The sequence below is a fragment of the Pedobacter sp. UYP30 genome, from assembly GCF_040547165.1.
In the GTDB taxonomy this organism is placed as follows: domain Bacteria; phylum Bacteroidota; class Bacteroidia; order Sphingobacteriales; family Sphingobacteriaceae; genus Pedobacter.
In genome coordinates this window covers 120,082-145,424 of sequence record NZ_JBEPPD010000008.1, presented here as the reverse complement: position 1 = coordinate 145,424, position 25,343 = coordinate 120,082, and the positions used below count along the sequence as shown (strand labels likewise).

Annotated in this window: 21 protein-coding genes; 6 read left to right on the top strand and 15 right to left on the bottom strand. The window is 38.9% G+C overall.

The genetic code is table 11. From position 1 onward, the window contains the following. The first annotated feature begins 146 nt into the window (after positions 1–146). Genes metH through metF form a run of 3 tightly spaced genes read left to right on the top strand, consistent with a single transcriptional unit; the run spans position 147 to position 5,370 of the window. A complete protein-coding gene (metH, locus tag ABIB40_RS11155) occupies positions 147–3,920 on the top strand; it encodes a methionine synthase (RefSeq protein ID WP_354359013.1) in 3,774 nt (1,257 codons plus the stop codon). A 60-nt stretch (positions 3,921–3,980) separates the two neighbouring features. Beyond that, the gene (locus tag ABIB40_RS11150; protein WP_354359011.1) at positions 3,981–4,358 is read left to right on the top strand and encodes a four helix bundle protein; all 378 of its coding nucleotides are present in this window, start codon (positions 3,981–3,983) and stop codon (positions 4,356–4,358) included. 55 nt (positions 4,359–4,413) lie between these two features. Then, positions 4,414–5,370, top strand: coding sequence for a methylenetetrahydrofolate reductase [NAD(P)H] (gene metF, locus ABIB40_RS11145; RefSeq protein ID WP_354359009.1), 957 nt, complete (start codon positions 4,414–4,416; stop codon positions 5,368–5,370). A 219-nt stretch (positions 5,371–5,589) separates the two neighbouring features. On the opposite strand, the gene ABIB40_RS11140 is transcribed toward metF, so the two are convergent. Next, positions 5,590–6,468 carry a cupin-like domain-containing protein gene (locus ABIB40_RS11140; protein ID WP_354359121.1) on the bottom strand — a complete coding sequence of 293 codons (879 nt, stop codon included), beginning with the start codon at positions 6,466–6,468 and terminating at the stop codon, positions 5,590–5,592. 278 nt (positions 6,469–6,746) lie between these two features. Then, the gene (locus ABIB40_RS11135; RefSeq protein ID WP_354359007.1) at positions 6,747–7,298 is read right to left on the bottom strand and encodes a fasciclin domain-containing protein; all 552 of its coding nucleotides are present in this window, start codon (positions 7,296–7,298) and stop codon (positions 6,747–6,749) included. A 254-nt stretch (positions 7,299–7,552) separates the two neighbouring features. On the opposite strand from ABIB40_RS11135, the gene ABIB40_RS11130 reads away from it, so the two are divergent. The 3 genes from ABIB40_RS11130 to ABIB40_RS11120 all read left to right on the top strand — a co-directional run bounded on the left by ABIB40_RS11130 (position 7,553) and on the right by ABIB40_RS11120 (position 10,860). Then, positions 7,553–8,593: a hypothetical protein gene (locus tag ABIB40_RS11130; RefSeq protein ID WP_354359005.1), complete on the top strand. Its 1,041-nt coding sequence runs from the start codon at positions 7,553–7,555 to the stop codon at positions 8,591–8,593. Positions 8,594–9,184: 591 nt separating this feature from the next. Next, positions 9,185–10,249 carry a branched-chain amino acid aminotransferase gene (locus ABIB40_RS11125; RefSeq protein WP_354359003.1) on the top strand — a complete coding sequence of 355 codons (1,065 nt, stop codon included), beginning with the start codon at positions 9,185–9,187 and terminating at the stop codon, positions 10,247–10,249. 296 nt (positions 10,250–10,545) lie between these two features. Next, entirely contained in the window at positions 10,546–10,860 is a 315-nt protein-coding gene (locus ABIB40_RS11120; RefSeq protein WP_354359001.1) for a hypothetical protein, read from the top strand. 204 nt (positions 10,861–11,064) lie between these two features. Here ABIB40_RS11120 and ABIB40_RS11115 read toward each other — a convergent pair whose 3' ends face one another. The 13 genes from ABIB40_RS11115 to ABIB40_RS11055 all read right to left on the bottom strand — a co-directional run bounded on the left by ABIB40_RS11115 (position 11,065) and on the right by ABIB40_RS11055 (position 25,300). Next, positions 11,065–11,631 carry a DUF3109 family protein gene (locus ABIB40_RS11115; protein ID WP_354359119.1) on the bottom strand — a complete coding sequence of 189 codons (567 nt, stop codon included), beginning with the start codon at positions 11,629–11,631 and terminating at the stop codon, positions 11,065–11,067. A 5-nt stretch (positions 11,632–11,636) separates the two neighbouring features. After that, on the bottom strand, positions 11,637–12,407 hold the full coding sequence (locus tag ABIB40_RS11110; protein ID WP_354358999.1) for a DUF3108 domain-containing protein: 771 nt from the start codon (positions 12,405–12,407) through the stop codon (positions 11,637–11,639). A gap of 152 nt (positions 12,408–12,559) precedes the next feature. After that, positions 12,560–13,075 (bottom strand): DUF2480 family protein, encoded by a 516-nt coding sequence (locus tag ABIB40_RS11105; protein ID WP_354358997.1) that lies wholly within the window; start codon positions 13,073–13,075, stop codon positions 12,560–12,562. Between the two features lie 60 nt (positions 13,076–13,135). Beyond that, positions 13,136–15,211 (bottom strand): peptidylprolyl isomerase, encoded by a 2,076-nt coding sequence (locus ABIB40_RS11100; protein ID WP_354358995.1) that lies wholly within the window; start codon positions 15,209–15,211, stop codon positions 13,136–13,138. Between the two features lie 194 nt (positions 15,212–15,405). Beyond that, entirely contained in the window at positions 15,406–15,978 is a 573-nt protein-coding gene (locus ABIB40_RS11095; RefSeq protein ID WP_354358993.1) for an LPS export ABC transporter periplasmic protein LptC, read from the bottom strand. A 4-nt stretch (positions 15,979–15,982) separates the two neighbouring features. Continuing rightward, the gene (gene bamG, locus ABIB40_RS11090) at positions 15,983–17,278 is read right to left on the bottom strand and encodes a BamG family beta-barrel-assembly machinery protein (protein WP_354358992.1); all 1,296 of its coding nucleotides are present in this window, start codon (positions 17,276–17,278) and stop codon (positions 15,983–15,985) included. A 1-nt stretch (position 17,279) separates the two neighbouring features. Continuing rightward, positions 17,280–18,014, bottom strand: a complete 735-nt coding sequence (locus ABIB40_RS11085) for a type III pantothenate kinase (RefSeq protein WP_354358990.1) — start codon at positions 18,012–18,014, stop codon at positions 17,280–17,282. 175 nt (positions 18,015–18,189) lie between these two features. Further along, the gene (locus ABIB40_RS11080) at positions 18,190–19,170 is read right to left on the bottom strand and encodes a DUF6427 family protein (protein WP_354358988.1); all 981 of its coding nucleotides are present in this window, start codon (positions 19,168–19,170) and stop codon (positions 18,190–18,192) included. A 132-nt stretch (positions 19,171–19,302) separates the two neighbouring features. Further along, positions 19,303–20,292 (bottom strand): glycosyltransferase family protein, encoded by a 990-nt coding sequence (locus tag ABIB40_RS11075; RefSeq protein WP_354358986.1) that lies wholly within the window; start codon positions 20,290–20,292, stop codon positions 19,303–19,305. Positions 20,293–20,527: 235 nt separating this feature from the next. Further along, positions 20,528–21,031 carry a DUF2059 domain-containing protein gene (locus ABIB40_RS11070; RefSeq protein WP_354358984.1) on the bottom strand — a complete coding sequence of 168 codons (504 nt, stop codon included), beginning with the start codon at positions 21,029–21,031 and terminating at the stop codon, positions 20,528–20,530. A 362-nt stretch (positions 21,032–21,393) separates the two neighbouring features. Continuing rightward, positions 21,394–21,795: a hypothetical protein gene (locus ABIB40_RS11065; protein WP_354358982.1), complete on the bottom strand. Its 402-nt coding sequence runs from the start codon at positions 21,793–21,795 to the stop codon at positions 21,394–21,396. A 3-nt stretch (positions 21,796–21,798) separates the two neighbouring features. Next, the gene (locus ABIB40_RS11060) at positions 21,799–22,551 is read right to left on the bottom strand and encodes a TlpA family protein disulfide reductase (RefSeq protein WP_354358980.1); all 753 of its coding nucleotides are present in this window, start codon (positions 22,549–22,551) and stop codon (positions 21,799–21,801) included. A 259-nt stretch (positions 22,552–22,810) separates the two neighbouring features. Continuing rightward, positions 22,811–25,300: a YfhO family protein gene (locus ABIB40_RS11055; protein ID WP_354358978.1), complete on the bottom strand. Its 2,490-nt coding sequence runs from the start codon at positions 25,298–25,300 to the stop codon at positions 22,811–22,813. Between the last annotated feature and the right edge of the window lie 43 nt (positions 25,301–25,343).

Sequence of the window (25,343 nt, the reverse complement as noted above, 5' to 3'; positions counted from 1 at the left end):
GCCGAGTTTTTTAATAAGCATTGGAGTATCAGGTATAAAGTATCGAGTATCAAGACATAACTGTCTATTCGTTCGCTCATTACTTCATGCTTTGTCGCTGGTGTTCAAGTCTTGATACTTGATACTACGTACTCAATACTAAGGAAATGGATATTAGAAAAGAACTAGAGAAACGTATTTTAATTATAGATGGTGCCATGGGCACGATGATACAACGCTATCAGCTTACCGAAGAAGATTTTCGGGGCGAGCGATTTGCTAATCATGTGTGCGATGTAAAAGGCAATAACGATTTGTTAAACATTACGCGTCCGGATATTATTAAAGCCATACACTTAGAATACTTGGCGGCAGGAGCAGACATTATAGAAACCAATACTTTCAGCACGCAGCGGATTTCTATGGCCGATTATAAAATGGAAGATTTGAGCTACGAGCTAAGTTTAGAGGGTGCAAAAGTTGCCAAAGCTGCCACGGCAGAATTTATGGCTAACAATCCCGATAGGAAGTGCTTCGTTGCAGGAGCCATTGGCCCCACAAATCGTACGCTCTCACTTTCTCCAAATGTAAACGACCCAGGCTTTAGGGCAATTACTTTTGATGAATTGGTTGATGCTTATTACGAGCAAGTTCGCGGTTTGGTAGATGGCGGATCAGATTTGTTGTTGATTGAAACCATCTTTGATACCTTAAACGCAAAGGCGGCAATTTTTGCCATCAAGAGATACGAAAACGAACTGAAGTCTCTCCCTTCTGGGGAGAGATTTAGAGAGGGGCTAGAGAAAGATTGGCGATTAGAAATTATGATTTCTGGCACCATTACCGATGCCTCGGGAAGAACGCTGTCTGGACAAACAGCAGAAGCTTTTCTAATCTCAGTAATCCATGCAAAACCACTAAGTATTGGGTTTAATTGTGCTTTGGGCGCAAAAGACATGCGTCCGCATATCGAAGAATTATCCGCAAAAGCGAACTGTTATGTATCTGCTTATCCAAACGCAGGTTTGCCAAACGAATTTGGAGAATACGATGAGCAACCGCACGAAACTGCGCATCTAGTAGACGATTTTATATTATCTGGTTTTGTGAATATTGTTGGCGGTTGTTGCGGAACCACGCCAGAACACATTAAATGCATCGCCGAAAAGGCAAAAAAAATAGCGCCCAGAAAAATACCCGAGATTACGCCTTATTTGCGTCTTAGCGGCTTGGAACCCGTAACCATTACGCCCGAAAGTATTTTTGTAAACATTGGCGAGCGAACCAACATAACGGGTTCGCCTAAATTTTCTAAGCTTATTTTAAGTGGCGATTATGAAGCAGCGCTAGCCGTAGCTCGACAACAAGTAGAAGGTGGCGCACAGGTGATTGATGTGAACATGGATGAAGGTATGTTAGATTCTGAAGCCGCCATGACCAAGTTTTTAAACCTAATTGCATCAGAGCCAGATATCTGCAAACTGCCAATAATGGTAGATTCATCTAAGTGGAGCGTTATTGAATGCGGCTTAAAATGCATGCAAGGGAAGGGCATCGTAAACTCCATTTCACTAAAAGAAGGCAAAGAAAAGTTTATAGAAAGTGCCCAGAAAATAATGACCTACGGAGCTGCAGTGGTGGTGATGGCCTTTGATGAAAAAGGCCAGGCCGATAGTTTTGAGCGCCGCAAAGAGATTTGTAAGAAAAGTTACGACATTCTAGTAGACGAAGTCGGTTTTCCGGCAGAAGACATCATCTTTGATCCGAATATTTTAACCGTTGCCACGGGATTAGAAGAGCACAACAATTATGCGGTAGATTTTATAAAAGCCACCAAATGGATTAAAGAAAACCTGCCTTACGCAAAGGTAAGCGGCGGGGTTTCTAATATTTCCTTTTCTTTTAGAGGCAACAATACGGTTAGAGAAGCCATGCATTCGGCATTTTTATACCATGCCATTCAAGCTGGCTTAGACATGGGCATTGTAAATGCCGGAATGTTAGAAGTGTACCAAGAAATTCCACCTGCACTATTAGAAAGGGTAGAAGACGTGTTGCTTAACCGGCGAGATGACGCTACAGAGCGCTTGGTAGATTTTGCAGAAACGGTAAAGGCAAAAGGAAAAGAGATTGTAAAAGATGAAGCTTGGCGCAACGACACTGTGCAAAAACGTTTATCCCACGCATTGGTAAAAGGCTTGATAGAGCATTTGGATGCAGATGTGGAAGAAGCTAGACAAATTTATGATCGCCCGATACAGGTTATAGAAGGCCCATTGATGGATGGGATGAATATTGTTGGTGATTTGTTTGGCGCTGGAAAGATGTTTCTGCCCCAGGTGGTAAAATCTGCTCGGGTAATGAAAAAGGCAGTAGCTTATTTGCTTCCGTTTATCGAACAAGAAAAACTAGATAATCCAGATCAAGATCAAAGTTCGTCTGCGGGGAGAGTTTTACTCGCCACGGTTAAGGGCGATGTGCACGACATTGGTAAAAACATTGTGGGCGTGGTACTTGCCTGCAACAATTTCGAAGTGATAGATATGGGGGTGATGGTTCCTGCACAAGAAATTATTAAAAAAGCAAGAGAAATAAATGCAGACATAGTTGGGCTGAGCGGCCTGATTACGCCATCGCTAGATGAAATGGTGCATTTTGCCAAAGAAATAGAACGCGAGAAGTTTGATATTCCTTTAATTATTGGCGGCGCAACTACTTCTAGAATTCATGCTGCGGTAAAGGTTGCGCCAAATTATTCTGGGCCAACCATCCATGTATTAGATGCCTCTAGAAGTGTTACCGTGTGTAGCACTTTGATGAACAAAGAAGGCAAGGCTGCTTATGTGAATGGCATCCGGGCCGAATATGATAAGGCCAGAGAAGCACATTTGAACAAGCGTTCTGATAAACGCTATAAAACTTTGGAGCAAGCAAGGGAACGTAAATTTAAGCTAGATTTTGATAAAAACTTACCTAAACCTTCTTTTCTAGGTACTAGGATTTTTGATAACTATCCGTTGGAGGAACTTATAGACTACATAGACTGGACGCCATTTTTTCATACTTGGGAACTTCGTGGGAGTTACCCAAAAATATTCGACGATAAATTTGTGGGGGTGGAGGCCAAAAAACTCTTCGACGATGCCCAAGAAATGTTGCATAAAATAGTTAACGAAAAATTGTTAACAGCAAAGGCAGTAATCGGTTTTTGGCCAGCAAATACGGTGGGTGATGATGATATAGAGTTGACGGTAGACCATATAAAAGGCAGCCAAGTTAATGGCGAATGGGATATTAACACTCAACCTGAATCTCAGTCTCAACCTCAAAAAGTTCTCATTCATACGCTCCGTCAGCAGGCAGAAAAAGTAGAAGGGCAACCTTATTACGCCCTTGCCGATTTTATTGCACCGAAAGAAAGCAACGTACAAGATTATTTTGGCGGTTTTGCTTTAACTACTGGTATCGGCGTCGACGAATTGGTGGTAGAATACGAAAAGGGTTTCGACGATTACAACAGCATTATGGTAAAAGCCATTGCCGATCGTTTGGCAGAGGCATTTGCAGAGCGAATGCACGAACGCGTGCGAAAAGAGTTTTGGGCCTATGCGTCAGAAGAAAAACTTAGCGCCGAAGAATTGATAAAGGAGCAATATGCTGGTATTCGCCCGGCACCTGGTTATCCTGCTTGTCCGGAACATACCGAGAAAGGCACTTTGTTTGCCCTATTAAATGCAACTGAAGAAATTGGCTTAAATATTACCGAAAGCTACGCCATGTACCCAACTGCTGCGGTTAGTGGTTTTTATTTTTCCCACCCAGATTCTAGGTATTTTGGTTTGGGAAAAATCACCAAAGATCAAGCAGAAGATTATGCCGCTCGAAAAGGAATGCCTTTAGAGAAAGCAGAGCGATGGTTAGGGCCTAATTTGGCTTATTAGTTGTTTGGTTTTTGGGTATTAGTTTTTTAGAGATTTACGATTGCAGATAACATTAAACAGATGGCTTATCAAAAATATACAGATTTAGAAGTTTGGAAAAAAGCAAGGGCGTTTACATCTTTCATCTATAAAATATCCTCTTCCTTTCCAAGAGAGGAGATATATGGATTAATCTCACAAATTCGCCGGTGTGCTGTATCAGTGCCATCAAATATTGCGGAGGGATCTGGCAGAAGGCATGCTAAAGAAACTATTCAATTTCTGGCGATTGCTAGAGGCTCGTTATATGAGTTGGAGACTCAAATTTACGTTTCTTATGATATTGGTTTTATTTCAGAGATTCAGCTTAATGAATGTATTGGTGAAATCGAAACGATTGGAAAATTAATTAATGGATATATCCGATTTCTTTCAAGAGATCAATTAGGGCAAGTTTAAAGTGTTCAATTACCAACCAACCAACCAACCAACAAACAAACCAACCAACTACGCAATGAAGATTACAGATCACATAAAAAACGCGAATAACAAAACACTTTTTTCTTTTGAGTTGCTGCCGCCGATGAAGGGGCAAAGCATACAATGGGTGTATGATGCCATAGAACCACTTTTAGAATTTAATCCGCCTTTTATAGATGTTACGTCTTTAAGAGAAGATTATATTTACAAAGAGCAAGAAAATGGATTGTTGCAGAAAGTTTCGTACAGAAAGCGTCCTGGCACTATTGCGATTTGCGCTGCGATTATCCATAAGTATAAAATAGATGCCGTTCCGCATTTAATTTGCGGCGGATTTACCAAAGAAGAAACAGAAAATGCGCTAATAGATTTACAATTTCTAGGGATTGATAATGTGTTAGCGCTTCGCGGCGATGCCAGGCAAGCTGACAATGCATTCATTCCTACCAACGGTGGGCATCATTATGCCACAGAACTCATTCAGCATATTAAAGATCATAATTGTGGAAAGTTCTTGCACGAAGATATCGATAATACGCATCAGAGTGATTTTTGCATTGGAGTGGCTGGCTATCCCGAGAAGCATTTTGAAGCGCCAAACCTCAATACCGACTTTAAATACTTAAAAGCAAAAGTAGACATGGGTGCAGAATTTATTGTTACCCAAATGTTTTTCGACAATCAAAAATATTTCGATTTCGTAAAAAAATGTCGCGAAAACGGCATTAATGTGCCCATTATTCCAGGGTTGAAACCAATAAGCACCATGAAGCAACTGGTTGCCTTGCCCAAAATTTTCCACATAGATCTGCCCGACGATTTAAGCGAGGCTGTTCAACGTTGCAAATCTACCGCAGAGGTAAAAGAAGTAGGCACCCATTTTATGATAAAGCAATGTAAGGAATTGATAGATTTTGGTGTTCCCGTACTTCACTTTTACACCATGGGCAGACCAGAACAAACCAAAGCAATTGCCAAAGCGATATTTTAGGGGGAAAATCCATCATTGCGAGGCACGAAGCAATCTTTCAATCGTATAGACCGCTTCGTGCCTCGCAATGATGGATGCTCTATTAAATTCAAATATCTAATCAATTGGCGCGCGGATCGTTCGTGACGTAAGAAGCTGCATTTTGCAGAAATTTGTAAATCTAAAATCGTAAATTAAATAGCTCCCCTCCTTTTTTTCAAGGAGGGGTTGGGGGTGGTTCTAAGGTTTCCCTTTAGCCAAAGCATTCTCCGCCCTAGTTACCGCCAACTTTTCTCGGTAATTTGCATATTTTTCCTTAAACATCATTTTAAGGGCGCTATCTACCGCGCCATGGGTAAACAAACTCCAAACACTTGCAATTTTGCGCCCGATTGAAGCATCCCAAGCACGCAGGCTTAAAGAAAACGAACCATCTATATATTTCATCCAATGCCACATTCCGGTAGGCATAAACAACGTATCGCCATGCTCTAAAAATACTTCGTAACCTTTAACACCATTTAGCGCAGGAAATTTTTTAAAATCAGGATTATCTACTTCGTAATCTTCTAAAGCGTAGGTTGCATTCGGCAAGCAATAAAGTCTTTCTTTCCACTCATTATCAAACAATATAATGTGTTTCCGGCCACCAAAATGGGTGTGGAAAATATGGGGCAAATCTATATCGTAGTGTAAAAAAGTAAAGGAGTTAGAACCGCCAAAAAACATCGCAGGCATACTTTCTATAAACCCACCCATTAAATCCTTCGGGATTTTAATGTCGTCGATGAGACTAGGTACTTTTTTAAAAAGGTTGAAAAAGAATATTCTCAATTCGGTTGGCTCTCGTTTAATCAAATCAAGGTAGTCGCCAAACTTCATGTGCTTAGTAGCTGCGTTTATAGGTTTTGATGGGTCTGCCTTAGAATTGTCATACAGAGGCACTTCAAGATCGCCAGCAATCTGTTTTAAATAATCCGTGGTCCATTTCTCTCTCGCAGGCCAGTCTTTAGTCAGGCCCTTTATAACCAAGGGCCGTCTTTTATCCAAATAATTTTTTTTGAAATCTTCTGGACTGATCTGTTCTACGGTATCTACAGGTTTTAAAAGGAAGCTCATGGTTTTAACATCTAGTTCTTGAAACTCAATAAGCAAAAGTGTAAATTTTATTTCATTATAAAAATACACACTAATAATTGGGTTGTAATTATTTAGCGTAGGGTTGAGGCTGAGGTCAAGGCTGAGACCGAGGTTAAGACTAAGCCAAAATTTAAAAGGTTTAGAATTGAATTCAGCGTAACCTTCGTAAATTAAATTGTCAACCATTTTATATATCAAAAAAAAACCGTCCCTGCCCCCAAAGCAGAAACGGTCATAAACCAAACTCAATCCAAATATTATTTTGGCATTAACACGGTATCAACAACATGTATTACACCATTTTTTTGATAAACGTCTGCAATAGTTACTGTACTTGTTCCACCTTTTTCATCTTTCAACATCAATTTTCCACCTTCCATGTAAGCCCAAAGTTTACCGCCTTCTACAGTTGTCAATTCTGCTTTTCCGTTACCTTTTTTAATTGCTTTTGCAATTGCTTTGCTATCCATTTTGCCTGCAACTACGTGGTAAGTTAATATTTTAGTTAACGTTGCTTTGTTTTCTGGTTTCACCAAAGTTTCTACTGTTCCTTTTGGAAGTTTGTCAAAAGCTTCGTTAGTTGGTGCGAACACGGTAAACGGTCCTGCGCCTTTTAAAGTTTCTACTAAACCTGCTGCTTTAACCGCTGCAACCAACGTAGTGTGGTCTTTAGAATTTACAGCATTGTCTACAATGTCTTTTGTAGCGTACATGGCTGCTCCACCTACCATCGGGTTTTTTTGAGCGAAAACTTGACTTGTGAATGCCAACGTTAAGATGGCTATTCCTGATAAAATTAACTTTTTCATTTCTTTATTTTTAAGTTTTTGAATATTTGACTTAATGTACGACAGGTTACAGTCTATGGTTTTTGCAACTAGATTAAAAAAGTTAAACTGCTGACATATAGCATTATGTTATTTGGTTTTTGGGAAGATACCTTTTAACACCTTTAAATTTTCGGGATTTGTTATGCCATATTTCTATCAAGCTACCGAGTTGTCTCCTAAAACACATAAGCTCTTTGCCGTTTTCTGTAATTTTTCTTTACATTAACCACATTATGGATCAGGACGTAAAAATATCTAAAAAGAAGCCTATTTACCCGATATCGCCAGCGTTGCAAAAATATTTGAAAAGCTATCAGCGAGATGCCAAGTTACCGTTAAAGTACAGCGACCTACTTGGTTTCGACGAGGCTTTTCCCATTATGGATAAGTTTGGAAAGGATTCGCTTTGGGAATCTCCGCTTTATCCGCAAAGTGAAATAGAGCGCATACACAATGGTCTTAAAGTATTGTATGCCAAATTAAAGGCTTCTGGAAATCTCCGCATCGTAGAGCATAAATATATAGACAAAATAGAATATTGTACGTTCGGAAATACCCACCCTTTTCGCATTAGAATTGTAAATCGCTTAAACGATGTGTATGATTATTATTATATTAAAAAAGCCGATGCTTCTAGGATTTTTGGATTAGAGATGGAAGAAATCCTTTCTCCAAACCACGTAAATTACGTCGTAGATGGAGACACTTTGGTAGAGGAACATATTGCAGGCATACCCGGCGATGTATTTACCAAGTACCAATTGTTTACTCCCGGATATAACCCAACTCGCATAGCTAAAGAGTTTGTTAAATTTAACGAGCGCTGTTTAATTATGCTGTTGGGAGACATGAGGGCCTACAATTTTGTGGTACAAATAACGCCCGATTTTGACGACATTCAGTTTAGAATAAGGGCGATAGATTTCGATCAAGAGTTTTACGAAGGCAATATTAAAATCTATCAACCTCAGTTCTTCAAAGAAAATTATCCTTACGTTAAAATGAGTATGGAAAAGCTTACCGATAAAACCGTCTTACAGTATCAGCAAGAAGAGCGGTCTTCAATTGTACACCGGGTAAGAAGCGAGAGACATAGAATAAAAGATTTGCGAGACGTGTCTAGGCATGAGCAGTTGTCTACACCAGAAAATGTGGCACAGCTAAAAGAAGGTATGTCGGTCTATTTTAAAGACCAAAAATATTTGGAATGTAACTGCATGACAGATATTATAGAACTTAACATTAAAAACATGATCAGGCAGATAAATTTGTAATCGTCGACAGCTATTTTAAGAATTTCTAGTCGACATTTGGGCGCTTCAATCGCGAATCAAAAGCGAGAGAAGCTCGCTGTCCATTATATCTTTTTGGTGAAAAATCAAAAAAGAATTTCATTTCCATCGCTAGCTCAATATACAGCTTCTTATTTACATAGTTCGGCAAAATAATTTCACAGCTTTACGTTATAAATTAAAAGGAGAAAGCAATGAGCCTGTTGGATTACAGCACCAAATGAAGCAGTTTGATAGTTGCGACTGTTAACCGATTCTTGCTGCACAACAACTCTGCAGGGCTATATTTAGATAAAAATCTTCAAAACCGGCGGCCACGGGCGGTACTAATTGGCACAAATACCTGCCGCCACGTTTTCAGAGAAGAATTTTTTACGCTTTTTGTATAACTATGCGAAATTTGCAAATTCGGGCAAGGCTTGGGTAATGGGCGCAGTGGTCTAGAAAAAAGATAAAGATTAAATTTAGAAGACACAATTTTTGTTAATTTTGCTTTCTATAAATAAGAGGTTGACCTATCGTCTGTTAAAAAATTTAAGGCACGCCAACTTTTTTGCGAATAATTATATAAACATGACAGATACTTTAGACACAAGCATCACCAAGGTAGAGGAAAGTCGTTTAACCACGACGGATTTTAGTGAGTTGCCTTTCGGGAAAGTTTTTTCCGACCACATGTTTACCGCTGATTTCGAAGGTGGGCACTGGACAAATTTTCAGATTATGCCTTATGGCCCAATAGCTATGAGCCCAGCAATTTCCGCCCTGCATTATGGTCAAGCCATTTTCGAGGGTCTAAAAGCCTATCGCCTGCCAGATGGAAGAATTAGCGTATTTAGAGCAGACAAAAATTTCGAGAGGTTTAATAAATCTGCTTCAAGAATGTCTATGGCTACGGTGCCTGAGAATATTTTTATGGAAGGCTTGGCGGCATTGGTTAAACTAGATGAGCGCTGGGTGCCCGCTCAAGATGGGTACGCGCTGTATATTCGTCCGGTTATGTTTGCCACCGACCCATACTTGGGTGTCAGGGCGTCAGAAAGCTATAAATTTGCATTGCTTACTACACCAACAGGTCCTTATTACAGCAATGCCTTAAAAATAAAAATAGAAACAGAATATACTAGGGCAGATGATGGCGGTGTTGGGTTTGCGAAAACCGCAGGCAATTATGGCCGTTCACTATATCCGTTTGAGCAGGCGAAAGAACAAGGTTTTGATCAACTTATTTGGACAGATGCCAATACCCATGAATACATAGAGGAAGCTGGAACAGCGAACTTGTTATTCGTAATCGATGGCAAATTGATTACCCCTTCTATAAGGAGTACCGTGCTAGATGGAGTTACAAGAGATACCATACTTACGCTCGCTAAAGATGAAGGGATAGAAGTAGAAGAGCGTAGGGTTTCTGTAAAAGAGGTGATAGAAGGCATAGAAAAAGGCACATTAACAGAGGCTTTTGCTGCTGGTACTGCCGCAACCATAACCCAATTGGGCGAGATTGGATACCAAAACAAACTTTACACTTTGCCTGGCGCTGGATCGAGGCCTATTTCTAATGGAATTGCCAAAAAGCTGAACGACATTAGGTATGGCTTGGCGCCTGATACGTATGGTTGGAATTGGATTCTTTAAAATTATAGGGCTTATAGAGTTTTATCGATTTGAAAAAGTGTCGGTGGTAGTGATTTGTCTTACAAATTAGATTTCTTACAACATAGTGTGTGAGATTTTGCTGTTTTTGAGTTGCGAGCGAGCAACGCAGACCGATTGTAGACGGACATTTTTTTAACCAACCTTTTATGAAAACAACCTCGATTATTTATCTTATCTTTTTGTTCGCTTCGCTCGTTGCAATCGGATGTAAAACGAGGAGTAACCCAAGATCTAAGAAAGCAATGCATTAAAGCATTTATGTTGACCAATTTAAGTTGACCAATTTTCGAAAAATACTTGTTAAAGGGTACAATAATTCTAATGCCGTTAAAGAGATAATTAATGCTGATAAGAGCGGATTTACAGAACCAATACTGACAGAAGCCGATTACAAATTAATTGACAGTCTAACGACTATAGACAATGAAAACCTAAAAGCCGACTCAACACAAAGCAATAGACGTGCAGAAGGTTCGCATGGGAAAAGACCATTAGGATATATTCTCGAAAGATTAAATAGCAAATGGCTTGACAGTTTAGCAAATAAAAGATACAAAACTTCTGTGGTAAAAGAGTTTTATCAAGACTGAGAAAGCCTCCATCTGTTTTTTAGCTGGGCCGACTGACATCCTGAATTAGCTATTATTTTTCTGGAAAACTGAACTTATATACTTTTAATCCCGCTTAGGGCAAAGCTAGAAAACAATTATAAGCGCGTAATATGAAGTTAATTCCATTGCGGTAACCATTGGGGAGTTTATTCAACTAACCGCCTAACCAACTATTCAGCTTTTCTAACGCATTGCCTCTACAGATTCCTCCAGCTCCTTGTACCAAGCTTCTCCATACTTTCTAATCAATGGGGTTTTTAAAAAGCTGTACACTGGCACTTTTAATTCTCTTCCTAGGGTACAGGCATCGTGGCAGATATGCCACCTATCGTAATTTAGCACTTCAAACTCCGGATATTTGGTAATCCGGATAGGGTAGAGGTGGCAAGATAGCGGTTTCTGCCAATCTACAATGCCTAATTCATAAGCCTTTTCTATAGCACATTTGGTAATACCACCCTCAAACACTACGTAAGCACACTCCTTATTTCCATCTACGCATGGTGTTGTTAAATCTCCATCAAGATCTATTACAGAAGTACCTTGTTCTTCTATGGCTTTGATTCCTTTTTCATTTAAAAGGTGTTTTATTTTTGGATAAATTTCTTTTAAAATAACCGTTTCAGATTGATCTAAAGGAGCACCGGCATCTCCTTCTACGCAGCAAATGCCTTTGCACTTACTTAGGTTGCACACAAAACTTTCTGTTAACACATCTTCGTGCACAAGCACTTGTTCTACTTCAATCATCATTGTTATTTCGCTATCGGATATTTTAAACCAGAAGCAGATTTCAATTCCATGGTTACTGCACCAACTAAAATGTCTACCTGTGCCTGTACGGGCACACGGTTACCATCATCAGTAACCCAAAGATACAGTCTACTGTCTTCCTTAAAAATGCGGCCAGGTTTTATAGATGGACTAAATCTTAAACAACGGATATTTCCAAGCGCTGTTTTCAGTACTTCTTTTCCCGTATATTCTACTTCTAAGGCAGAAATGTTGTCTTGTAAAAAATAGTTTATTTTAAATTTATCGCCAATTTTAAGTTTGGAAATGTCTAGGCTTCGAGCAAAATAATAGGCCGATACCAAATCGAAAGTTTGATTGGTAGGCGTAGAAAACGTGCCGCGATTGGAAACTACCTTTTTACCCGCTTGGTTAAACCGTGCTTTATCTTGCCTACGGTACTTGCCCTCTCTAATGTTTTCCTGATAGAAGTAAGGCTCCAATGTTTTCTTATCAACATAAGAATCATATCTATCTCTAATCTTGTAAAAAATATCGAATGTGCCAGAGGTGTGGGCATCTACAGATAAGCGGAAAGTAGGACGGTCTTCAAATTTGAGGTCTGAATTGGTTACTTTGATGGTAGCCTCGGCCGCGGTAATAAAACCGTAGCGCAATTTATAATTTAGTACCTCGCCACTTTGAAAAACAGGCTCTTTTACTACCTCCAGATCCTGTGCATAGGCGTAGCTCAACAGAAAAACACAAGTAAAGATTAAGATGATTTTTTTCATTTAATTTTTTTTGGATGATGATTTCGCTTGAACCCTTTTTTGATTTTCAGTAGTCAATGCAAAAAACACTCCAAATATTATTTTCATTTTAAAAGATTGCCTCTTTTGTTAAGTTGAGAAAGCATTTTACTTTTAAAGCTGCTACGCAGAATTTAATCTTTACGTTTAAAAACAGGTACGGTAGAACAAGGCTCGCCAAACATAATGCTTTTAACCACAGGCGTTAGCAGATTTGTAATTTCTACATAAGCAGAAACAGGGATTTCTATGTCTCCGCAACCTTTAACCACCACGCGCTCATTGGCATATTTTGCGAGGTCTATTTCTGCCAATGCTTTTTTAAACAGTATGGTTTCCAAACCTTGCAGGTCTGCGAAAACTACTTCGTTAGCAAAAGGCTGCAGTCGGTTGGCCAACAACATATAGGCCCATGTAGGCACTATTGCATCTACAGAACAGATAATGGCGATATTTTTGTCTTTATATTGAGTCCAATCGTGGGTCTTTATAAATTCGCGAAAATCTTTTTCTCTTAGCATAAGTCCCTGAAACAGGTTGTCTTTTATGTCATATACAACACGTTCTCCCTTATAATAAAAATCTTCGAGATTCAGGGTTACTAATCCGCTGTTAGCAACTTTATTAACAATGTTTTCTTGAATTTCCATAACGAACAAAAAAAAGCCGCAGCAAAAATTTGCTGCGGCTACAAAATTACATATTTCTAATTAATAGAATTTCACGCGATTGTCTTTAATCTTGGCGTCATCTTGCAAGGCCTTAAATGCGGCGCCTAAGCTACGTTGAGTTACAGTTTGCAACAAGGCTTGCTTTTGCTGAATCATGTTCGCTATTGGCGCTGGGTTGGTAAAACCATCAACATTGAACATGTAAACACCTTTATCACCGATAATAGGTTGCGAAACCTTACCAGGTTGAGTACCGAAAACGCTACCTACCAAGGCTGCTTCTTGAGCAACACCTGGCAACACCGGGTTGGCAAACACAATATTTTGCACTGGCTCTACCTTGCTGCCAACTTTGCTAGCAATCTGGTCTAAACTTTCGGTACCAGCTTTATTAAATTTATCAGCTAACATTTTTCCTTTCGTTGCAGCCATAACCATCGGTTCAATTTCTTTCTTAACATCTTCTAAGGGCAGAATGCCTTTAGGCTTAACGTCTGTTAAGTGAGCAATTACAAATGCATTGGTCATGTTATAAATCTCGGGTAAAACATCACCCTTATCTGCAGCAAAAGCAGCTTGGATTACCTTTCGTGGATTATCTAAATTTGGCGCAAAACCCTGTACTGCCGTAACTTTATCTGCAACTGCAACCTTTAGGTTTTTTTGTTTTGCATACTTTGCAAAATCTTTTCCTTTAACATCGGTTAAAAAGGTGCTTGCTGCCTTATAAGCGGCATCTCTTGTTTTGCTGCTAGGATCTAATGCTTTTTCAATGTAGGCAACCTTAACTACCTTTTGAGAACCCATCTGCTTCTCGATTTTTAGAATGTGTATACCAAATTGAGATTTAACTATTTTTAAATCCCCAGGTTTTCCATTAAATGCGGCATCTTCGAATTCGGCAACCATGGCTCCGCGAGAGAATGTGCCAAGTTCGCCACCTTTATCTTTCGATCCGTCTACGCTGTATTCTTTTGCCAATGCAGCAAAATCACCACCTTTTTGAATCAACGTTTTTAAGGAATCGGCTAGCTTCATGGCTTGATCTTCTCCGCCTAACTTTGCAGGATCTAGCAAAATATGGGCTGCCTTAACCGAGTCTGGTGAAAAGCGGGTGTCTATCACTTTAGCCATTTTGTATGAATTCCCAATTAACTTAGGGCCGTAAAAACTTCCGGCAGGAAGTGCAAATATGGATGAATCTATAGCAGGGTCTAATTTTCCCTTGGTGATATATGTGTACGGAACTTTTACATCAGAATTTATTGCAGCAAACAGAGAGTCGTTTGGAGCGCTTTGAAACTCTGAATAAATTTTAGACACTTGTTTCTTAACGGCTGCCGAATCTGTACTAGTTGGTGCTATATCGAAACTAACATACTCAAAACTTCTTGTTTCTTGTGGATTATCGAAGCCTTCTTTATGCTCATTGTAATACGTATTATAATCTTCATCCGTAAGCTTTACAGAAGCATCTGGAATGGACGTATAATCTAAACCTACAAACTTAAAGTTGGCCAACTTATTCCTGTTATTATACTCATCTGTAGCTTCTAAAGAAGTTACGTAGATAGAGTTGCGAATTAAGTTGCTGTATTTAGCCTGCAAGGCTTGGTTTTTAACTTCTTGCTGCAACAAATTGCTTTGGTTGATCGCACCGGGATCTTTCGACTTCAAAAAATTCATCAAAGAAGCGCGGTCTAATTGCCCAGTCTGTGGATTTGAAAAGTATTGTTTAATTAGCGGACTTGGGTTAGAACCTTGTAACAAGTCCAACAACTCATCATCAGAAACGGTTAAGCCTGTTCTTTCATATTCTTTATTTAAAAGTACACTGGCCATTTCTTGGTTCCAGGCCTGATCCACGGCCATTGCAGTCATCTGTGGATTTACGTTATTGCCATACTGCTGTTTAAACTGATTTAAACTCTGATCTACCTTTGGGCCAAAATCGTCGATGTTTACTTTAACCCCATCAATAGTTCCCACTGTCTTTTGGTTTTCAGCCCAGAAAGGCTTACCCGTAGTAATTGCATCGCCAATGAAAAATGCAACAGTTGCGAAACCGATGGCAAACACCAAAATGTAGCCCATACGGTTACGCAAAAAACTCATTATTCCCATATTGTACTTTATTATATTAAATCTTTTTTTTAGAGCGCGCAAGATACAAAATTGGCTTAGAAAAGAAAATTCTTAAATTTTATTAAGAAAATCCATCAAAAGCTTATTCTAATAGCAATTAATAAGTATTATTTGCCTAAGTATGTAAATATTGCCGCTCAGACTTTTACAAGTTTGCGCCGCTGCTACGGAGCAAGTTCGTCTTTTAGCTTTACCTCTCCACTTCCGCGGGTAATTTTATAGCTACTAAAATCTTGTGGTGCCTCAAAATCCATTCCTTCCACACTATTGCCGTCGGTGGTTTTAACCGTTACCGGGAGGTTTGAATAGAATAACTTTTTCGCCTCATCCCAAATTAATTCTTCAGAAGAAAAGGTATCGCCTTTGCTGTTTTTAACCACCACGTGCTTTTTAAAGGTAGTTTTTTGCTCAGAATCCTTTTTTATCGCATAATCCGATGTTAACGTACCATCTTTTTCGCCATCTTTAGCAAAAAAATCAATCTTAACGCCTTTGATCATTTCTTGGTAGGCGCCGCCTGTAGAAGGGGTTATTTTATCCAAAATTGGTGCCACACCTCGGGCTTTTACCAGTGCAGAATCGCTGTAGATAATTTCTACGCCAAGCGTTCTTTCTCTAGAAAAGGTTATTTTTTTTGCTGAAATGGCGCTTACGTTTTTTAGGTCATCACTACCACAACCTGCTAAAAAAAGCAGCATTAAAATGGAAACGCTGAGCAAAAAACCAATTTTTTTCATCTCATTAATTCAATCTATATCTTTGGAACCACTTATCGTTAAGTGTAAAACCAAGGTGTAGGTTTAAGTACCGTTCCCTGATCAGGTTATCGGTTAGCGTACCTCTTTGACCAACTTCTGCAGTAAAATTTATTTTATAGAATGTGTTTCCGCCGTTGGCTGATGGAAGTGGGAAACCAAAACCTAGAGATGCGCCGTATTGGTTTATATCTTGATTGCTAATATTGATGTATGTTTTATCGTATTTAAATCCTAGTCGGTAATCTACCCGCTTAAAATAACTGTTATAAGAGGCTGCATCTGGCGTAAATTGCCCACCCAAAGATGCTCCCCAACTGTCTTGAAGACTTTGATTAACCCCATTTATACTCAGGTCAGACCATTTGCTCATCCTAAAATCGGCGCCAACCAGCCACTTTTCGCCTTGCATAGAAATCCCAAAATTATGCATCAAAGGTAACTTTAGCGAAGATTTATTGCCTTGTACAGTGCTCAGCGTATCTGAGGCCGTACTTTCATTACCGTCTACATCTACGGTGTATTGTGTCGCGAAATAAGATTGGGTAGAGCTAAGCTGTCCATTGTAGCTTCCAGAATAACCAAGCGTTATCAACGTTTTTTTCCCAGCTATAATATCGTATTGTATGCCGTAAGAAAAGTTAACGCCACCGATGCTATTCTTGTTCAGCAACTTTGCGTTAAGAGATCCGACAGAGTTGTATTCGGTAGATTTGGAAGTTTGTAGATTTCCAAAAATATATTCTAAATTACCACCAATGCGCAAGTGGTCTCCAAAACGATAGCCATATCCCAAATAAGCTTTTGACAATCCACCTTCGCCCTGATAAATTTGATTAACAGAAAGGGTGTCTTGTTTAATCGTATTTTGAAAAGAGTATCCCAAATTTGTATACGGCAAAAGGCCCAAGCTTAATCCCGAGTGCCGAGTTACTGGCGCTGCAAACGCCAAGTGGCTAAGGGATCCGTTAAAATATTCTGCGCTGTTGCTGTTTTTATTGAGTTGGGTAAAGCTTCCTCTCATACCCATGTCAAGCGTAGTATAATTAATGTCAGAGTAGGAGGCGGGGTTGGCAACGTTGATGTAATTAAAGCCAGATCCGGGCAGCTTGTTTATTGCGGTAGAAATATCGCCCATGGCGCGTAGCTGCGGCAAGAAAGGACCGGTGTAGTTTCCTAAGCCGTAACTAGAGTAAGGAGAAGATGTGGTAACCTGTGCTTGTGCGCCAGTAGCAAAACCCAACACCATTATGGCAACAATATAATTTATTTTTTTATACATTTTAATCTACTATAGCTTCATTTAATCCTTTTAACACTAAAAAGGGATCACTTGTTATTTGAGCCGCAAAGATGCTATTTTGTAACTGTTTAAACAAAAAATTACCATCTCCACCCGTAATAATCACCTTTAAAGCATTGTGTTTGTTGGTATATGAGGCAATAAAGCCTTTTATCTCGTTAATTGTGCCCTGTAAAATACCACTGGCAATTGCCGTTTCGGTATCGGTTCCTTCTTTAATCTCTGTCTCGGCATCCCATTCTACCAAAGGCAGCCTAGTGGCAAAGGTGTTTATTGCCTTAAACCGCATGTTTATGCCCGGGCTTATGCTTCCTCCGTAATACTTTCTATCGGCAGTAAGCAGATCGTATGTAATGCAGGTTCCGGCATCTATTACCAGAGTTGCCGCATTTTTGTATGTGGCATTTGCGCCTAAAATAGCGGCCCACCTATCTAAACCCAAGGTGGTTGGTGTTTCATAATTGTTTTCTACTTCTGCTTTATCCAAAGTAGAAAATCTTTTATATTGCGTGTGTGCTTTTAAAAATTCCTCAAACGGTTCTACAGCCTCTGCAACTGAACTTATGACGACATGTTGGGGCTTAAATTCCTCCAGCAGCATCTCAAGCTCACGCAGGGTAAAATTCTCAAATCTGCTAAAATGCGTAAGCACAGACTGATCAAATACCGCTGCCTTTGTAAATGAGTTGCCAATATCTAAGCATAAGTTTCGCATAACATGTCGTTAACAAAAAAAACTATCAAGTTGCTTTTTAAAAATTTAAAAATTTTCATCTGCAATTATCAAGTGTTTTAGCCGTAAAAATAGATAAGAACAATACTAATGTAACATTATTGCACAAAGCTATTAATCTTTAACAAGTATCGCCGGTCTATTTTGTTAAAAAAAGTTAAACAAAAAGAAAATACTCTGTCGACAATACCAGCACTACAAACAGCGATTCATAAACCCACCATTTTTTTGCATTAGAAAAATAATAAGAAAGAATTACTGCGCCTGGTGGTACACAGAGCAAGAAATGCCAAATCCGAAATTCTGAGTTAAGGTAAAAACTTGCTCCCGCCACAAGAAACATTAAAAACAGAAATTGATACGCTTTGCGCGTGCTGATAAAACTCCTGAAAAAATTTTGTCTAAGTTGCAACAACGCCAACACGATGATGATTAAAATGGGTATCAATACCAAATAATCGCTATAATCGATTTTAAATATCGTGGGGAATTTATTGCTCAGAGGTTTCCAAATCTGGTAAAAAACCTCAAAATTACCAGTCCAATAATAAAATACGGCTAAAAAGAAGAATACGGTTAAAAACCCCAATATGCCCACCACCCATTCTCTCCAATTAAACGGTCTGTACAGCAATAAGGTTAAAAATACCATAAGCAGCATGGCAATAAATGGGAAGTAGATTAATGTACCAACTCCTATTATAAGCCCAATATCAAAAACCATTAACAATGCATTGTTGCTCTTTCCAACTTTTAAAAACTTGGCAATTACCCAGATGAGGAAAAAATTGCACAGCAACACAGGACTGAGTGTCATGAAAGGCATAAAGAGGCTTGCCGAAATGATATAAAGCAGGCTAGGGAGATAACTCTGTTTGCCTAATAAGTTGTGGTTATTAACCACATTATTAAAAATTAATGCCTGGGTAAGTACAAAAATTGCAGACAGAATAACGTTTGCAAAAGGCGAAAGTACTTCTCCTAAATCTGTTTTGATAAGCAAATGGGCAAACGGACCTAAAAAGTTGCTGCTAAGTTCATCGGGCAGTTCGTAAAGTATAGGAATGCGCAAAAAGGCCGTAAACACCAGCAGGTAAAATATATTAATGGGGCTAAGCTTTCTAAACTGATTAATCATTCCTAAAAAAGAATGGGCAAAGTAAAGAAATTATTTACGATTTTTAGGTGGAAGACTGAGATTTGAGATGTACAATGAGCGCTTTAGTTTTTAGGCTTTAACCTTTGGTCTTTCAGCTTCAAGCTTTGGTCTTCAGTCCTTCCTCCCATACCTTCTTACCACCTCATCTATAATCTGCTCGGTTTCGTTTGGGAAATCAAATTGAAAATGTTGAGGATTCCTCACCCAGTCGTCTACCATTGGAAGCCAGTTTTTATTGCTCGCCCAAATAATTGGCAGCCCCAGTTGTTTTAGCGCAAAGGCATTACATTGTTGCTCAAACTGATACCGCATGGGTGCGACCAACAATTTTTTGTGCAGAAAAAGTGCCTCTGCAGGCCCTTCGAAACCACCGCCAGTTAAAAGCCCTGCACAACTGGCCAAACTTTTGGTATAGTGTTGGTTATTTACAGGCTGCACGCTAACATTTTCAACCTGATAACTTTCCTTGCTGTGCTTAGAAAAAACCTGCCAAGCCATCGGTACTTGCTTTAACAAATCCACTAAAAATTGATCGCCTACCGCCGGAAGGTAAACTGTGTAGTGGCCCAGATTTTCGGGCTTTAAATCCCTAATTTCTTGCCTAATGACAGGCGTATATATAAAATTATCGTATTTAATAAAGTGGAAACCAATGTGTTGTGTGGTTGGTGCATAGTGGCTTAAAATCAGCTTGCCCCAATCTATCGTTTTTGGCCGCGGTACTTTCTCAGATTTAAACGAGGCTTGATGCCCCATAGATACGCTTTCTAAACCTTGCAATTTACAGGCCCAGGCCGTTACCGGTTCGAAATCGTTAACAATCAAATTATACTGTTGTAATTTTAGGCTTTTTATATCTCTCCAAAACCTAAAAAGATCCATGCTTTGCCAAGTTTTAAAATGATGCACACCTCCGTGCGTGCCATAAACAAAACTAAAACCATGCAGTTTATGCTTTATCGGGAAACCCAAATCTACATCGGCCTGCGTTCCGCTAAGCAAAATATCTACCTCGCCGTGTTTTTGCAAAAGCGGAATAATGTCTCGCGCCCTGCTGATGTGCCCGTTGCCTGTTGCCTGTATTGCGTAAAGTATTTTCATGTAAAAGCCGCCAATATCCATAATAATCGCGCCATTTCATAGCAATATGTTGTCGAACTGCGTTTCAGCAAGTTTTACACAAAACAATTTCACATAAATCCATTGTGCTTCTTTTTTAGAAGACGGGCAGTCCAATAATTTTGAATGGCGTTCGGGCTTTCCCCCTACAACCTTTTGCCTCGTTCCTTGGCAAAAGTATTTCCGATTTAATCCCGTTTAGGTAGTTGGGTTACTGCTAATCTTTAACGGCCGGAGGTGTTTTTTTGGAAAGAATCTCATCCATTTTCATTTTTATTTCTTTCTGCATTTCAGGTATATATTTTTGCATCATAATAACATTATCTTTGGTAATGGAGGGCATTTCTTCAAGTAGCTTTTGTCCCGATGGCGATTTATAAAACGTTATGAAATCATTAATTTCATCCTGTGAAAAATGTTTGTCATATATAGCCACCATACCACCGTCGGCCACCATCTTTTTTAACATTGTTTTAGATACTTCCATCCCCACCTTAGTTGCCTCCATCATTTTTGCCTTAGACGCAGGATTTTTTGCTGCATATTGACTGCTCATTTGTGCTATTAAGGAGGGCATGATACTATTCACAATTTTATCCATTAAAGAATCTTGTTTCATTACAGAAAAAAGTGTCCTAATCGATTCTTGCTTTGTTTGAGCGTAACCGTTAATGGAAAATAGGGACAAGAAAAGCAATATAACGAAATAATTTTTTTTCATATCTGTTGGTTTTTTTAGTTTATTTTTCGATAAATATATTGAATTTTGGCAAGCAATTTGGGAAAAAGTTAACGAGAGTGAAGTGAGCCATTACAGAGGAAAAACGGAACGAATTAGCTTTAGAAAAATTAAAAATGCATTTTTTATTAATTAGAAAACGGGGCAGTCCAAATAATTCTGAATGGCGATCGGGCTTTCCCCTACAATCTTTTACCCCAAACCCCTAAAGGGGCTTTTGAGGCAAAAGTATTTCTGGTCCAATCCCGTTTAGGTATGCAGGGCTGTATACAAAACTTTGGTTTGCTAGCTGGCGCCAATAAAATAACTCCAAGTCTTCGTTTCTCAGAATTAATTCGATGAGACTAATGAGAATCAAAACTTTGCTTTTTCCTTTCGAACAGATACACAGGAAAAGGCTTTTTAATCGTAGTGGTTTTAATGCCATAATCCTTAAGCGAAACAATTACGTTTTGGATATTATCGGTTCTAATGGTTAAATCCATTGGTTTATCAAAGATACTATCGGGTTTTAAAACAACTACGATTTTAAACTTTTGGCTAATTTCATTCTCCAACGCTCTAAAAAAACCATTACCAATTGCAGCATAACTCTCCGACGAACTACTATGAGAAACTTCATTCTTTTTGGAATCTGATAGCACTTTTGTCAACAAAGCTCTATCTGCTACTTCTAATTGCATTACATCCATTGTACTATCCCTAACCGTATATTTTAATCCCAAACTGTTTAGTATGGTATCCATTAACTATTTTTTTGTGTTCTTTTTTTTGCTTTTATAGCAATAAGAAATATACATTTCTGTCAAGCTATCGGGCAAGATTAATTGTTTCTCCGCAACATCTAAATAATCTGCAAGGCGACTTATCAGAGCACAACCAATGGCTACGTCATCAAAAGCATTATTTGCGCTAGGGCCACTAGAAAAAGAACTTCCGTGTTTCTGCCTAATAACAGGCCCCATGGCAAAATATTCTTTTAAACTCTTATCGTTAAACGACGCATAATAGTTTTCAAATAGCTTTTTGTATATTTTACTCGTAACGCTATCTAGTGCAGTGGTGGTCTTTTCTGCTACAGGCGCAGTTATAGTTTTCCTCTCTAAAATTTCTTCAATATCAGCACTGGTAAGCTCGGTGGGGTTGCCTAACCATCTAACTATGTTTTGGTCATCTATAACTACACAATAAGGAATAGACTCTATTTTAAAATTATCCGACGTTTTCCTAGTCGTATCTGCAACAACGCTCGAAGAAAATGGCAGCCTCAATAGCAACCTTTTTACCTTATCAGCCCTTTCGTCTGTCATCGCAAGAAATATTAGGTTGGTTTTCTGCTTATTCTTTTCTACCAAATCGTTCATGTGTGGTACAGATTCTAAACAAGGCGAACACCAAGTTGCCCAAAAATCTATCACAATAAATTTCCCACTTAAGTCTTTGGATACAGGAATATTTTTCAACCAGTTGGTAACCATAATTTTTGGGGCCTGATCTCCCACCTTAAGCTGGGCTTTAGAAAAAAAGCACGAACAGAGGATAATCAGTGCTGAAGATAGAATTCTTTTGAAGGTCATAGGGAATAATTTTTTAAGGCATTAAATTTAAGCGCTCCATTAGAGAATTAAATTTGATACAAGATACAAAAAAGCCGCTAAGCGTTTTAAAATGCTTGGCGGCTTAATGATTATTAGAGTACATTAATTTACTTCACAAGTAATCAGTATAATTATCTGTAATATAAGGTGTTAGCTTTTAGCTTTATGCTTTCAGCTTTTTCTTTTCTTCTATAAAAACCCCAAAACCCAATCCTATTACTAATAAAATAGATCCAGCTAGAGAAATTTTCTCTCCGGTATAGTAAGATGTTGGATGAAAAATAAATTCTAGTTTATGATTACCAGCTTCTACCTGCGCAGCACGAAGCAAATAATCTGCTCTGAAATATGGTTTCTCTACCCCGTCAATGTACATTCTCCAACCTTTGTTGTAATAAATCTCAGAAAAAACTGCTATTGCATCTTTAGCGGTCGAATACTCATACGTCATGTGGTCTGGATTATAATTGGTCAATTTTATAAATCCTTCAGCGCCAGTGCCCAAACTGTTAGTATCGATTAGGTTTTTATACTGCTCATCAACAAACACTTCTTTTTTTGGATCGAAACTGCTAATGGCTTCCATTTCTTGATCCGAATTTTTAACAAACTGTATATTTGGTACAAACCAAGCATTCCCGGCAGCAGAATAATTGCGTTGCATTTTATACGAGCCGTTTTTTGGGTCTTGTTCGATGATGTATTTGGTGTTGAGCATATCCAATACATCGTGGTTAACGCTCTTTGCAAATTGATTTTGAATGAGTTCATCAAACCTTTTCAGTTTTGCTGCATGGTAGCCGCCAATTGTTTTATGGAAAGCAGAAGTCCTAGCATCATTGAAAGTATTAATGCTTTGATCAAAAACCCTAAAATCTGGGTCTTTGTCGGCAGATATAAATGTATCTACATCCCTTGGTTTAAAATAATCGCTAACTGTAGATTCACTTTCAAAATTATCGTTATTTAAATAACGCCTGTCTACTTGCCACATGTCTATCAACACCACAAAAGCAAGTAGGCCGAAAGCAAGTTGGGTGTTTAATTTCTTAGAAATGTAGGCCCACATAATGCCAAATCCTATCAAAATAAAAATTACAGATCTAATGGCGTCTGCCCGCGCAATGGCAATTCTATCTAACACCAAGGCATTCGCTATTTTATTTGCCATCTCTGCATTATTTTGCAAAGCTTGGCTTAGTGCTTGCACCACTTCTAAGTGGTTTGCTGTCTTAAAACTAAAAAACAATGTTGGTACAAATGCCACAATTAACGCAAAACCACCTGTAATTCCCGCAGACCATTTCAGTTTTTTGATCAAGGTTTTTTGGTCGTGCTCGCCGTCTTGGGTTTCTTTAACCGCCAATATGGCCAGAATAGGCACCATAAGCCCCACTATAGCCAAAATAGATTCTACTACTCTAAATTTATTGTAGAGCGGAAAATAATTAAAAAATAAGTCGCTGATGTAAGGGAAGTTTTTGCCGAAGGAAAGCAACATAAATAAAATGGTAGTGATTAATATCCACCATTTTAAAGGGCTTTCCACCACGAACAGACCGAATATAAAAAGAAAACAGATAATCGCACCGAAATAATAACCACCTTGGGTAAAGGGCTTTTCGCCCCAATATTGTTGTAGCCCCGATTGGCCTAATTGTTGTATCGCGCCAATTGTTTGATTCGGGTCGTTGCCAACAACCGCAGCAACAGCTTTATACATATTGCTTTCTGGCTTTATTAATTCTTTGCTTCCTGTAGCTCCGCCATATAGATCTGGAATAAGAAAGGTAAAACTCTCGCCTACACCTTGGCTCCATTGGTAGGCATATTCTTTGGAAACACCCGCATCTTTTTTGTCGGTATTTACGGCGGTAAGATTAGATTTTCCGCGATTGGTTTCCTTGGCATATTCAGCAGTGGTCCACAACAAACTTGCGTTTACCATAACAGCGAGGATAACAGATAAGGTTAAAAAACCGAATGCCTTACCCAGCGCTGGTAGCGTTTTATATTTGTAGGCCTGAAAAATTTCTACTCCGGCAAGGATTAGCACTGCCAACATTAAATAATAAGTCATTTGTACATGGTTTGACCTAATCTCTAGCGCCAAGAAAAGTGCAGCTAAACTTGCGCCGTACCAATATTTCCCACGTATGGTAAGCAATATACTAGCTATGATGGGTGCAAAGAAACCAATTGCCAAAGCCTTATTGCCGTGGCCAGTGCCCAACACCACAAAATTGTATGTGGTAAAAGCAAAGGCTATTGCGCCTGCCGCGGCCAACCAAGGGTTTACCTTTAAAACAATAAATAAGAAATAGCCTCCAAAAAGCAATAACAAAACCGTGCCGACTGGTGCAGGAAATGATTTGGTAATGAACGCAATGCCATACGTAGCGCCATTATAGGCGTATGCAGCCCAAATTTGATAAGCAGGCATACCGCCGAACATTTGATTGGTCCAAAGAGGTGCCGTACCGTCTTTGTCTTTAAAGTTCATAATCTCGGTTTGCATGGCCTTAGATTGCACCACATCACTCTGCAATGGTACTTTTCCTTGTAATACCGGACTGAAATAAGCAAAGGTAATGACTACGAAAAATGCTATGATGGCCAAATGAGTGCCATTTCTGCTAAACCAGTTGTTCATTTAGGTTTGTATTTAATTAAAATTGAACGTCAAAAATAAAAAA

What these genes read in the sequence shown, in the direction of transcription:
- metH (WP_354359013.1), top strand. Translation starts at nt 147, where the DNA reads ATGGATATTAGAAAAGAACTAGAGAAACGTATTTTAATTATAGATGGT.
- ABIB40_RS11150 (WP_354359011.1), top strand. Translation starts at nt 3,981, where the DNA reads ATGGCTTATCAAAAATATACAGATTTAGAAGTTTGGAAAAAAGCAAGG.
- metF (WP_354359009.1), top strand. Translation starts at nt 4,414, where the DNA reads ATGAAGATTACAGATCACATAAAAAACGCGAATAACAAAACACTTTTT.
- ABIB40_RS11140 (WP_354359121.1), bottom strand. Translation starts at nt 6,468, where the DNA reads ATGAGCTTCCTTTTAAAACCTGTAGATACCGTAGAACAGATCAGTCCA.
- ABIB40_RS11135 (WP_354359007.1), bottom strand. Translation starts at nt 7,298, where the DNA reads ATGAAAAAGTTAATTTTATCAGGAATAGCCATCTTAACGTTGGCATTC.
- ABIB40_RS11130 (WP_354359005.1), top strand. Translation starts at nt 7,553, where the DNA reads ATGGATCAGGACGTAAAAATATCTAAAAAGAAGCCTATTTACCCGATA.
- ABIB40_RS11125 (WP_354359003.1), top strand. Translation starts at nt 9,185, where the DNA reads ATGACAGATACTTTAGACACAAGCATCACCAAGGTAGAGGAAAGTCGT.
- ABIB40_RS11115 (WP_354359119.1), bottom strand. Translation starts at nt 11,631, where the DNA reads ATGATTGAAGTAGAACAAGTGCTTGTGCACGAAGATGTGTTAACAGAA.
- ABIB40_RS11110 (WP_354358999.1), bottom strand. Translation starts at nt 12,407, where the DNA reads ATGAAAAAAATCATCTTAATCTTTACTTGTGTTTTTCTGTTGAGCTAC.
- ABIB40_RS11105 (WP_354358997.1), bottom strand. Translation starts at nt 13,075, where the DNA reads ATGGAAATTCAAGAAAACATTGTTAATAAAGTTGCTAACAGCGGATTA.
- ABIB40_RS11100 (WP_354358995.1), bottom strand. Translation starts at nt 15,211, where the DNA reads ATGAGTTTTTTGCGTAACCGTATGGGCTACATTTTGGTGTTTGCCATC.
- ABIB40_RS11095 (WP_354358993.1), bottom strand. Translation starts at nt 15,978, where the DNA reads ATGAAAAAAATTGGTTTTTTGCTCAGCGTTTCCATTTTAATGCTGCTT.
- bamG (WP_354358992.1), bottom strand. Translation starts at nt 17,278, where the DNA reads ATGTATAAAAAAATAAATTATATTGTTGCCATAATGGTGTTGGGTTTT.
- ABIB40_RS11085 (WP_354358990.1), bottom strand. Translation starts at nt 18,014, where the DNA reads ATGCGAAACTTATGCTTAGATATTGGCAACTCATTTACAAAGGCAGCG.
- ABIB40_RS11080 (WP_354358988.1), bottom strand. Translation starts at nt 19,170, where the DNA reads ATGATTAATCAGTTTAGAAAGCTTAGCCCCATTAATATATTTTACCTG.
- ABIB40_RS11075 (WP_354358986.1), bottom strand. Translation starts at nt 20,292, where the DNA reads ATGAAAATACTTTACGCAATACAGGCAACAGGCAACGGGCACATCAGC.
- ABIB40_RS11070 (WP_354358984.1), bottom strand. Translation starts at nt 21,031, where the DNA reads ATGAAAAAAAATTATTTCGTTATATTGCTTTTCTTGTCCCTATTTTCC.
- ABIB40_RS11065 (WP_354358982.1), bottom strand. Translation starts at nt 21,795, where the DNA reads ATGGATACCATACTAAACAGTTTGGGATTAAAATATACGGTTAGGGAT.
- ABIB40_RS11055 (WP_354358978.1), bottom strand. Translation starts at nt 25,300, where the DNA reads ATGAACAACTGGTTTAGCAGAAATGGCACTCATTTGGCCATCATAGCA.